This window comes from Enterococcus sp. SB12 (assembly GCF_030910025.2).
GTDB classification, from domain to species: Bacteria; Bacillota; Bacilli; order Lactobacillales; family Enterococcaceae; genus Enterococcus_B; species Enterococcus_B faecium.
The window spans coordinates 1500985-1511991 of the sequence record NZ_CP175675.1; the positions used below are offsets into that span (position 1 = coordinate 1500985).

The following is an 11007-nucleotide window of genomic DNA, read 5'->3' on the forward strand; positions in this document are numbered from 1 at the left end:
TTAGTTCCTTGTTTGGTTCCTCTTAATTTTTCAGATCGGATTCTTTATAATAATCGGTGTCGATCAGCTCAGCTTGATAATTATCTTTATCGACAGATACTGTATTTGCTAAATACGTAGGAACAGTTTTCACCCCATTATCATAAGTTTCAGTATCATTGACCGGAACCTCTTCTCCATCACTGATTGCTTTGATCATTTCAATCGTATTTTTTGCTAAGATACGTGTGTCTTTAAAGATCGTTTGTGTTTGTTCCCCGGCCATGATCGATTTGACGCCAGCAACTGTCGCATCTTGTCCAGTAATCACAGGTAAAGGTTTACTTTCACTCCCATACCCCACGCCTTTTAATGACGAAATGATCCCTAAACTTATTGGATCATATGGCGACAAAACAGCATCCAATGTTTGGTCAGTATAATTTGCGCTTAACAGATTATCCATCCTTGCTTGCGCCGTAGAACCATCCCAGCGAAGCGTAGCGATTTGACTGAAACTCGTCTGTCCAGATGGCACGACCAACTGACCGTTGTCCATATATGGTTGTAAAACAGACATCACTCCGTTGTAATTAATTAGTGCATTGTTGTCGTCAGGCGAACCACCAAATAATTCAATCGTGAATGGTCCTTTTCCTTCTTTCAATCCTAAGTGCTCCTCAATATAAGCTGCTTGCGATACACCTACTCCAAAATTATCAAAAGTCGCGTAATAATCGACATTTTCTGAATTCATCAGTAAACGATCATAGGCGATTACCTTGATATCTGCTTCTTTTGCTTTAGCTAACACATCAGTTAAAGCCGAACCATCGATAGAAGCAATCACAAGTGTATCTACCCCTTTTGTAATCATATTTTCGATTTGTGCTACTTGATTTTCTACTTTATCTTCTCCATATTGAAGATCTGTTTTATAACCCAGTTTTTCTAATTCCGAGACCATGTTGTTCCCATCAGCGATCCATCTTTCTGCTGATTTGGTCGGCATAGCAATTCCTACATACCCCGTACTATCATCTGCAGATCCTGAATTGCCACACGCACTTAATAGAATGCATGCGGTCAAAATAGCCATACTCCCAAGAATCTTTCTAAATTTGTTTTTCATTTTTTATCCCCCATTCCAATTGATACACCGAGTATAGCTAATAAAGAAAGCGTTAACATTGATTTTTTTATGGGATTTACTTTAAATTTTTTAGGTGTACTTTTTTTGTCTTGGATTTTTTTAAGTTTCTTGGATTTTTTTCGATTGATTCCTTTTGACTTTGATTTTCCCTTTTATCTGATAAGATAGTACTAACAAATCCAGATGGAGTGATTTAAAGTGAAACGTGTTTTATTTTTTTTAGCCCTTGTTGTAATCGCTTACCGAATGATGGGGTGTACACCTAATACAAAGGAAGCACCTGACCCACTAGTCGTTGGTTTTTCGCAATCAGGAACGGAGAGTAGCTGGCGGAAAAAGCATACTGAATCAATTATCACTGCGCTTGAAAAAGAAGATTACCAAGTTCTCTACCGAAATGGCTACATGAATCAGGAACGGCAAATCCAAGATATACGGACGTTCATTGCCTATAAAGTGGATATGATCATTTTTACTCCTTTGCAAGAATCCGGGTGGGACTCTGTATTAAAAGAAGCAAAGCGAGCAGGGATCCCTGTCATACTTGTCGACAGACATATTCAAACGAATGATCCCGAGCTTTTCGTCACCCACATTGGCCCCAGTTTCAAAGCAGAAGGAAATCGGGCGGGTTTATTTGTCAGCAATCACTTCACAAATTCAAAGAAACAGGAAATCAGAATCCTAGAACTTGCTGGTTCAGAGAACTCCACACCGACCAAGCTACGCTCCGAAGGATTTTTGGAATCAATCAATCGTAAACCAACCCTAAAAAAAGATGGAACCATCGACCATAAACCTCCAATGACTATTGTTCACCGAATTGTCGGTGATTTTATTCGGATGAAAGGAAAAGACCAGATGAAACGGTATTTAGAAACAAATGATTTATCCGAAATCGATGTATTATACAGCCATAGTGATGAAATGACCCACGGTGCTTTAGCTGCGATAAAAGAAACATCGGTTAAACCTGGAAAAGATTTGATTATTGTAACGATTGATGGACAAGAAGATATGATCGAGAAGCTGCGGTCAGGAATCGTCAATTGCGTAGTCGAGTGTAAACCTGATGTCGGCTGGTATGTAGCCAATACCGTTACTCGTTATTTTGGAAATATTCAAACAGGAAAAACATTACCTAAAGATATTTTTATTTCCGAGACTGTCTTTTCCCAGCAGAATATAGCTAACATCCCAACCAGAAATTATTGACTGGAGAAGTATCATGACAAAAAATTTAAGCATAAAACAGATTTTTGCCCAAGCAAACAAAGCCATGCTTCTATTTGCTGTTATCCCTTTGCTACTGAGCATACTGTTATATTCGCAACAGCTTTTGATTTATCAACAGACGATCGCAAATATCCAAAAAGCAGATGCAATTGCTTTGAAGGTTGATCAAAAAGTTTTGGAAAGTATGTGGGACTTGATTTCTGGCCAAGTAACCGTAGATGAGTTCAATGAGGAAAATATCCTAGAAGAACTTAGGAATGATATTCGAGAGATCAAAAATAATACAAATACACTTAAAGAAATTAGTACGTTAGATGTATCGCTACGTACGATCGATACACTGGAAGATTATCAAAACGAGCTGATCAATAATATCTTGGCAAAAGATTTTATGGATACCAATGAAGAGATCATCAATCAGGTAGATTCTGTCACTCAACTGCTGTCAGATATCTTACAAGATTTTGTTCGTGTGGAGATCGACTTAGCAAGCAAAAAAAATACGACACTTGTCCGCTCGCTCATTCTATTAACAATAGTGGAACTTGGAGTTCTTAGTACCATTTTTTTCTATGCGAAAAAGAATCGTCGCTTTTTAGAGAGAAAGGTCCAAGAACCGATCAATCAGCTGATCGAGATGTCAGAACAACTTTCTTCAGGGAACCTTGGCTTTCGTTTAACCCTGCCGGAAACACTGGAATTACAAACACTTACCGCTAGCATGAATAAAATGGCGGAAGATCTAAACCAGTCTTTACGGGAGAACGCTTTGAAACAATACCATTTAGCACAAAGTGAAGTTCGTGTATTGCAAGCTCAGATTACTCCCCATTTTATTTATAACAGTTTGGATGCCATTATTTCTTTGATCGAACAAGACTGCTTTGAAGAAGCTCTGACTATGACCCATGCACTTTCCGGCTTTTTTCGTACGTCTTTAAGCAAAGGACAAGACTGGATTCCTCTTGAAAAAGAAATTAGCCATATCAATGATTATCTAGTCATCTTAAAAATAAGATACGGCCATATGCTTGACTATAAGATCGATATACCAGAAACACTTTTTCCTGTTTCTATTTTAAAAATGATCTTGCAGCCATTGATTGAAAATGCTGTATACCATGGAACGAAGTACGTCCGTCACAAAGGATTTATTCGTATTACCGCATGCAAAATCGATGAGATGATCCAATTCAAAGTCATAGACAACGGGATTGGCATCCCTGCAGAAAAACTGGAAGAAATACGTAAAGAGTTAGCCAAAGGGATCGATTCAGATTTCAGTATCGGCTACGGACTTTACAACGTAAACAAGCGTCTCCTTCTTTATTACGGAAATGATCAAAAACCTATCACGATTGACAGCAAATACCGAGAAGGAACAACTGTCACACTGATGATCCCTCTATCTCCCAAAACAATTGGAGGAAACAAACATGTATAAAGTTTTTATCATCGAAGACGAATACCTCATTCGCAATAACTGGCGGGAACAAATAACTGTCCTTGGTTCTTATTATCCAATCACTTATGTCGGCGAAGCTGGAGATGGTGAGATGGCACTGTCTTCAATTATCGACTTACAGCCCGACATCATTCTGACTGATATCCAAATGCCTTTCATGGACGGGTTGACTTTTTCAAAAGAAGCAAGGAAACTACTTCCTTGGACTCGTCTCATATTTATTAGTGGATTCGACGATTTCGATTATATGAAAGGAGCAATCCAGGTACAGGCAGATGATTATCTGCTTAAACCGATTAAAAGTAACGAATTGAAACAAGCAATAGAAAAAGCAGTAACTGCTTTAGATTTGCAGCAAAAAGAAACGCACACTTCTTCTGATCTTGTTTTCGAATTGAAAAAAAATCATTTTTTGAACGGTTTGTTCAAAGGCTCACTTACGATCAGTGAAACATTGAAACTTGCTGAATCTTTCAATCGCTCTTTAGCAGGGAAAAAAATGACCGTATTATTAGCAGCAAACCAAGTCAGTACAGACTTTGAAGATTACGCTCATCTCAGTGATTATTTGAAGTTTTTATTTAGGGAGAATCAACAAGTGATCTTCTCTGCTGTTTCCTCTCGATTCATCAAATTTTTAATAGTTGATTCTCTTAAAGAAAATGTGATCGAGACCAGTTATCAGGTAGCCCAAACGTTGGTCCATGAATTAGAAAAGGGACAAAAAAATAATTTTTCTGTCGCCATTGGTCCTGTCGCAGAAAGAATCAGCGAATTACCTGCATCTTTTGAGATCACGCAGATGATACTTGAAACCGCCAGTTCCCTTAAAGAACAAATTATCAGCTATGAGGATTTGATTCAAGAAGCGAAACTTCCAGTTGATTCTGTCTTTTACTTTGATCTCTCACTTGATTTGTCTTCATTATCGAAAAACGAAGTATCTAAGTACATCGAACACTTGACGAAACCACAAGGTACACCAACTCGAACACGATTATATCGTTTATTTGTCTTGACTAAGCTACTCCAGCATGTCTGCCTGAAAGAAAAGAAAATCCCGCAAGAAATGGTTCATTGCACATCCACCAGTCAACGCTTAGCAATCAGCGCCGACGATTCGTTTTACCGTTCGACTGTTTATATGTTCATTTCTTTCTTAACTGCTCTGCCCTCACAGCCTTCAAGGAACAAATATCAGCCAATTTTGAACCATGCATTGGATTTTATCAAAGAAAATTTTACCGATCCAGATATGTCCTTAACTTGGGTCGCTCAACAAGTTGCATTAAGTCCCTCTCATTTCAGTACGATTTTTTCTCAATCGTTTAACCAAACATTCATCGATTATCTGACAGAACAAAGAATCGAATTAGCAAAAAAATTATTGCAGCAATCAGACTATCGTATCTCAGATATTGCTTTTGAAATTGGTTATAATGACCCTAACTATTTCAGTTATTTATTTAAGAAAAAACAAGGGATTTCTCCAAAAGAATATCGGACACAGCTTTTCCTTAAAAACAAAAATAACTAATAAACGAAATCCGTACAATGATACTCTTTCCATTTGCAATTAAAAAAGACAGAATATCTCGAAGCTGAAAACAGCTTTCAAGTTATTCTGTCTTTTTAATTTATAGCCCTTTTGACCTGCTTATGACAATCTTTAAGGTAAAATGTTTCCAGCAGCACGGTACAATTCGTACCAATCTTCCCGAGACATATTAATTTCTGAAGCTTGAGCGATTTCCTTGATTCGCCCTACGTTCATCGTACCGGCGATCACTTGCATATTGGCTGGATGGCGTAAAATCCAAGCAGAAGCCAAGCCAGTTGGTGTCGTTTGATATTTAGCTGCTAGTTCTTCTAATGTTTGGTTTAATTCAGGGAATTTTTCGTTCCCGATAAATACACCTTCAAAAAATCCATACTGGTATGGTGACCATGCTTGGATCGTCATATCATGCAATCGGGAATAATCAAGTACACTACCGTCATGATCGATACTTGCTTCATCTGTCATATTGACATGAATCCCTTGATCGATCATTCCAGTATGTTTCAAGCCAAATTGCAGCTGATTAGCTACTAATGGTTGACGAACATATTTTTTCAGCAATTCGATTTGCATTGGTTTTTGATTGCTGACGCCAAAATAACGAACTTTTCCTGACCGTTCCAATTCATCAAACGCTTCAGCTACTTCCTCTGGTTCTACCAATGTATCTGGACGATGAAGAAGTAAAGCATCCACATAATCCATTTTCAGACGGGTCAAACTTTTTTCTACAGATTCAATGATATGTTTTTTAGAAAAATCAAACATCACACCTGGAACGATTCCACATTTTGTTTGAATAAAAAGATCTTCTCGTTTGATTGATGTTTTTGCTAGAGCATCTGCAAAGATTTCTTCACATTCACCGTTTCCATAAATATCTGCATGGTCAAAAAAATCAATGCCGTTTTCATAAGCTGTCTCAATCACTTTTACTGGATCTTCCGCATTGTTGATACGCATACAGCCTAAGATCACTGCAGCTGCTTTCTGATCAGAAGTACCTAATTGAATTTTTTTCATCTGAACTCCTCCTTATTTATATACACAACAAAAGTGTACCACACTCTTTATGAAAAGGCTTCACTAAAATCGGCGCTTCCGATTATGTTTGTTGTATTTTTTATAAATGGAAGCAGCTGATTTACTTCACGATCAGTTCGCTATTGGCAGCTTTTTCTCCAATATCTGTACGATAAAATGTTCCATCTGTCGTTTTATCCATTAACGCGGTGTAGATTTTTTTCTGTGCTTCTTTGATCGTCTCACCGTATGCTTCTACTAAATAAAGACGTCCTCCTGCTCCAACTAGTTTGCCGTTATTTGAGGAAACTCCAGCATAGTAAACAGAAAGCTCTTCTTCCGGAAAATCTGGTAGAACCATTCCTGTCTCATATTCTTCGGGGTAACCGGCAGCTGCAACCACAACGCCTACATTGTATCCTTCTTGCTGCCACTTTAACTCTACTGTACGATTCTCTAATAAATCATCGATTACTTGCGCAAAGTCACTCTTCAACCGAGAAAGAACGACTTGCGTTTCAGGATCACCGAAACGCGCATTGAATTCGATCACTTTTGGTCCTTCCTTCGTAGCAATCAAACCCGCATATAAAACACCCGTGAAAGAGCGTCCTAGTTCTTTCATTCCCAAAGCCGCTGGTTTTAAAACTTCTTCCACAGCTTTTTCAATCATCTTTTTTGAAATTTGCGGTACTGGTGAATAAGCACCCATTCCGCCTGTATTTGGCCCTTTATCGTTATCAAATGCCCGCTTATGATCTTGCGAAATGACCATCGGATACACCTTGGTATCACGGACAAACGCCAAAAGGGAGAATTCTTCTCCTGCCAAAAACTCTTCTACGACGATTTTTTTGCTGCTATCCCCAAATCGATGCTGGTTCAACATTTGTTCTGCCGCATCCAGCGCTTCCTTCACTGTGGTAGCCACGACTACACCTTTCCCAGCTGCTAAGCCGTCCGCTTTCACTACGATTGGCGCACCATTTTCTTTGATATACGCTGCTGCTTTTTCGTAACATTCAAAACTTCTGGATTTAGCTGTCGGGATTTGATAAGTATCCATTAATTGTTTAGCAAAACTTTTCGAACCTTCGATCAGAGCTGCTGCTTTTGTCGGACCGAAGATTTTCAATCCTTCCGCCATAAAATCATCGACGATCCCATTTAACAAAGGAACTTCAGGACCAACGATACTCCAATCAATAGCCTCTTTCTTAACAAAATCGATTAACGCTGAATGATCTCGCTCACTGATAGCGACACAATTGATACCATCTTTTGTCATCCCCGGATTTCCTGGCGCACAATACACCGTATCCACCTTCGGACTGGCTAAAAGTTTTTTACTTATTGCATGTTCACGACCACCTGCACCGATTACCAAAACGTTCATTTATCCGACTCCTCTCTAATGTCTAAAATGCCGAACATCAGTAAAGACCATTGCTAGATCGTATTTATTCGCCATATCAATAGAATCTTGGTCTTTGATGCTTCCTCCTGGCTGAATGATTGCTTTTATACCGTGTTTGGCTGCATATTCAACCGAATCATCCATTGGAAAATAAGCATCGCTAGCTAAAACTGCACCTTCCATTTTCTCTTGCGCTTGTTCAATCGCAATTTTTACTGAACCGACTCGATTCATCTGCCCGGCTCCGATTCCTACTGTCTGACGTTCGTTTGCCAGTACGATCGCATTAGATTTCACATGTTTGACAGCTTTCCAAGCAAACGCTAATGCTTTTGCTTCTGCTGGAGTCGGCTTACGTTTTGTCACGACTTTCCACTCTTCTTCATTTTCTATTGCCAGATCTTGATCTTGTACAAGAAGTCCACCTAAGACTGAGACCGTTTCTTCTCGATTTTGATTTTCTTCCTGCGCAAAGTCTACTGTCAGTAATCGGATGTTTTTCTTTTTTTGCAGTAATTCCAAAGCTTCTTGTGTATAAGAAGGGGCAATGATGATTTCTAGAAACAGCTTATGCATCTGTTCTGCTGTTGGCAGATCTACTTCTCGATTCAAAACGATGATCCCACCAAAGATTGAAACAGGATCTGCTTCATACGCTGCTTCCCACGCTTCTAAAATCGTAGATGCTGTCCCAATACCACAAGGATTCATGTGTTTCAAGGCGACTACCGTTGGCTCGTCATATTCCTTCATGATCCGTAGCGCAGCATCTGCATCTCGGATATTATTATAAGAAAGTTCTTTCCCATGGAGCTGTTTTGCTGCTGCGATCGAATATTTTTCCAGAAGAGCGGACTGATAAAAGGCAGCGGCTTGATGGCTGTTTTCACCGTAACGAAGCGTTTGTTTTCGTTCATACATAAGTGTCAATTTTTCCGGTTCTTTTTCTTCCACCCAATCCGTTAAGTATTGAGCGATCAGTGCATCATATGCCGCAGTATGACGAAAGACTTTTGCCGCTAGTTTTTGTCTGAAAGAAAGTGAAGTATGCCCATACTGACGTAATTCTGAAAGTACTTCTTCATAGTCAGATGGATCAACAACAGAGGTGACAAATTCATGGTTTTTTGCTGCACTACGGAGCATACTAGGACCACCGATATCAATGTTTTCAATAGCTTCTGCTATTTCGACATCTGGTTTCATAATCGTTTCTTTGAAAGGATATAAATTGACACAAACAAAGTCGATTGGTTGGATATTTTCCGTTTCCATTGCCTCCATATGGCTAGGGAGATCGCGTCTTCCTAAAAGACCACCATGGATTTTAGGATGAAGTGTTTTGACACGGCCATCCATCATTTCAGGAAACCCTGTCACTTCTTCGATCGAAAGCGTTTTGATCCCAGCTTTATCCAATGCATGCTTTGTTCCTCCTGTTGAAATGATTTCTACTCCTTGTTCAATCAAACCTTGGGCAAATGCTACAATCCCAGTTTTATCCGATACACTGATCAATGCTCTTGTCATTTCAGATAGCCTCCATTTTCAATAATTTCACTAATCACTTCTGGATAGATTCGATGCTCTACTCTATGGATTTTTTCTTCTAAAGAATCGAACGTGTCCTCCTGTTCAATTCTCACTTTTTCCTGCCGGATGATTGGTCCAGTATCTACACCTTGGTCGATATAATGAATTGTGACACCCGTTTCTTTTACTCCAGCTTCAAATGCATCACGAATGCCATGCAAACCAGGGAATGCAGGTAAAAGAGATGGATGGATATTGATGATTCTTTTATCATAATTTTCCAGCAATACTGGTCCAATGATTCGCATGTATCCAGCTAATACAATCAAATCGATCTTTTTTTCTTTCAATTTATGCAAAATTGCTTCTTCATACTCTTTTTTTGAATCAAATTCTTTAGGTGAAAAACAATCTGCCGGTACACTCAACGCAGTTGCACGTTTCAAAACATATGCTTCAAGCTGATCACAAAACAACCAGTCAATCGATGATTCCAATCCTTTTTTCGATAGATAATCGGCTAGCGCTTGAAAGTTGCTTCCGTTTCCAGAAGCAAAAACAGCGATTCTCATCGTTCTTCTCCTGTAAACACCACACGATGTTTTTCTTTGGCGATCACTTTCCCGATTTCATAAACTTTTTCGTCAGCTTGCTCAATTTCGTGTACTATTTCTTTTACTTTCGATTCTTCGACTGCCAGGACCATACCGATGCCCATATTGAAGATTTCATACATCTCCATCTCAGGAATTTCACCATATTTTTGTAAACAGCCGAATATTGGAAGAATCGGCCATGAGCCAAGTTTGATTTGTGCAGCCATAGATTCTGGTAACATTCGCGGGATATTTTCTACAAACCCTCCACCAGTGATATGTGCAGCTCCTTTTATTTTCTTTTCTTTGATCAGCGGAAGCAAGGAAGAAACATAGATTTTCGTTGGCTCAAGCAATTCTTCGCCAAGTGTTTTTTTCAATTCTGGCAGTTTTGATGATAAAGAAAACTGCTGCTGCTCAAAGAAAATTTTGCGAACAAGAGAGTACCCATTTGAATGAATCCCGCTAGATGCTATTCCAAGCAACACATCTCCTGGGTTGATCGTTTCTCCTGTCAATAATTGAGATTTTTCAGCTATCCCTACAGCAAATCCGGCTAGATCATAATCATTACCTGAGTACATACCAGGCATTTCAGCTGTTTCTCCGCCAATCAGCGCCATATTTCCTTGAACACATCCATCTGCTACACCTTTTACTACATTTTCCAAACGTAACGGATCATTTTTCCCCGTTGCTAAGTAGTCTAAGAAATATAACGGCTCTGCGCCTTGTGCTAAGATATCATTGACACACATCGCTACGCAGTCGATCCCGATTGTATCGTGTTTGTCTGCTTCGATTGCCACTGCTAATTTCGTCCCCACACCATCGGTCCCCGAGACAAGGACTGGCTCTTTTAATTGAAAGACCGATAAATCAAAACAACCGCCGAATCCTCCTATAGCGCCCATCATACCTAAACGTTCCGTTTTTTTAACATGCTTCTTGATCCGTTCTACTACTTCATATCCAGCTTCGACATCTACGCCAGCTTTTGCGTATGCATTTGCCATTGAATTCATATACTCCCTTCTTGGTCTG

At 39.3% G+C, this 11007-nt stretch carries 9 protein-coding genes; 3 read left to right on the forward strand and 6 right to left on the reverse strand.

The features are described from left to right. Positions 1–22: 22 nt before the first annotated feature. On the reverse strand, positions 23–1111 hold the full coding sequence (chvE, locus tag RBL01_RS07405) for a multiple monosaccharide ABC transporter substrate-binding protein (RefSeq protein ID WP_307780921.1): 1089 nt from the start codon (positions 1109–1111) through the stop codon (positions 23–25). 219 nt (positions 1112–1330) lie between these two features. Here chvE and RBL01_RS07410 point away from each other — a divergent pair, with 219 nt between their 5' ends. Genes RBL01_RS07410 through RBL01_RS07420 form a run of 3 tightly spaced genes read left to right on the forward strand, consistent with a single transcriptional unit; the run spans position 1331 to position 5370 of the window. Continuing rightward, entirely contained in the window at positions 1331–2347 is a 1017-nt protein-coding gene (locus RBL01_RS07410) for an ABC transporter substrate-binding protein (protein ID WP_002327087.1), read from the forward strand. Positions 2348–2360: 13 nt separating this feature from the next. After that, positions 2361–3812, forward strand: coding sequence for a sensor histidine kinase (locus RBL01_RS07415; protein ID WP_002327088.1), 1452 nt, complete (start codon positions 2361–2363; stop codon positions 3810–3812). Further along, positions 3805–5370, forward strand: a complete 1566-nt coding sequence (locus RBL01_RS07420; RefSeq protein WP_002318421.1) for a helix-turn-helix domain-containing protein — start codon at positions 3805–3807, stop codon at positions 5368–5370. The genes RBL01_RS07415 and RBL01_RS07420 overlap by 8 nt, the downstream gene beginning before the upstream one ends. A gap of 132 nt (positions 5371–5502) precedes the next feature. Here the strand turns inward: RBL01_RS07420 and RBL01_RS07425 are convergent, their stop codons facing one another. From RBL01_RS07425 to purM, 5 genes are all read right to left on the reverse strand, one after another. Beyond that, complete coding sequence (locus RBL01_RS07425) at positions 5503–6417, reverse strand: aldo/keto reductase family oxidoreductase (RefSeq protein WP_002288005.1); 915 nt, start codon at positions 6415–6417, stop codon at positions 5503–5505. Positions 6418–6538: 121 nt separating this feature from the next. Continuing rightward, on the reverse strand, positions 6539–7813 hold the full coding sequence (gene purD, locus RBL01_RS07430; RefSeq protein ID WP_072538399.1) for a phosphoribosylamine--glycine ligase: 1275 nt from the start codon (positions 7811–7813) through the stop codon (positions 6539–6541). Between the two features lie 15 nt (positions 7814–7828). Then, positions 7829–9364: a bifunctional phosphoribosylaminoimidazolecarboxamide formyltransferase/IMP cyclohydrolase gene (gene purH / locus RBL01_RS07435; protein ID WP_002318419.1), complete on the reverse strand. Its 1536-nt coding sequence runs from the start codon at positions 9362–9364 to the stop codon at positions 7829–7831. Further along, positions 9361–9939, reverse strand: a complete 579-nt coding sequence (gene purN / locus RBL01_RS07440; protein WP_002318418.1) for a phosphoribosylglycinamide formyltransferase — start codon at positions 9937–9939, stop codon at positions 9361–9363. The genes purH and purN overlap by 4 nt, the downstream gene beginning before the upstream one ends. Beyond that, positions 9936–10988: a phosphoribosylformylglycinamidine cyclo-ligase gene (gene purM / locus RBL01_RS07445; RefSeq protein WP_002327089.1), complete on the reverse strand. Its 1053-nt coding sequence runs from the start codon at positions 10986–10988 to the stop codon at positions 9936–9938. The genes purN and purM overlap by 4 nt, the downstream gene beginning before the upstream one ends. Positions 10989–11007 lie beyond the last annotated feature (19 nt).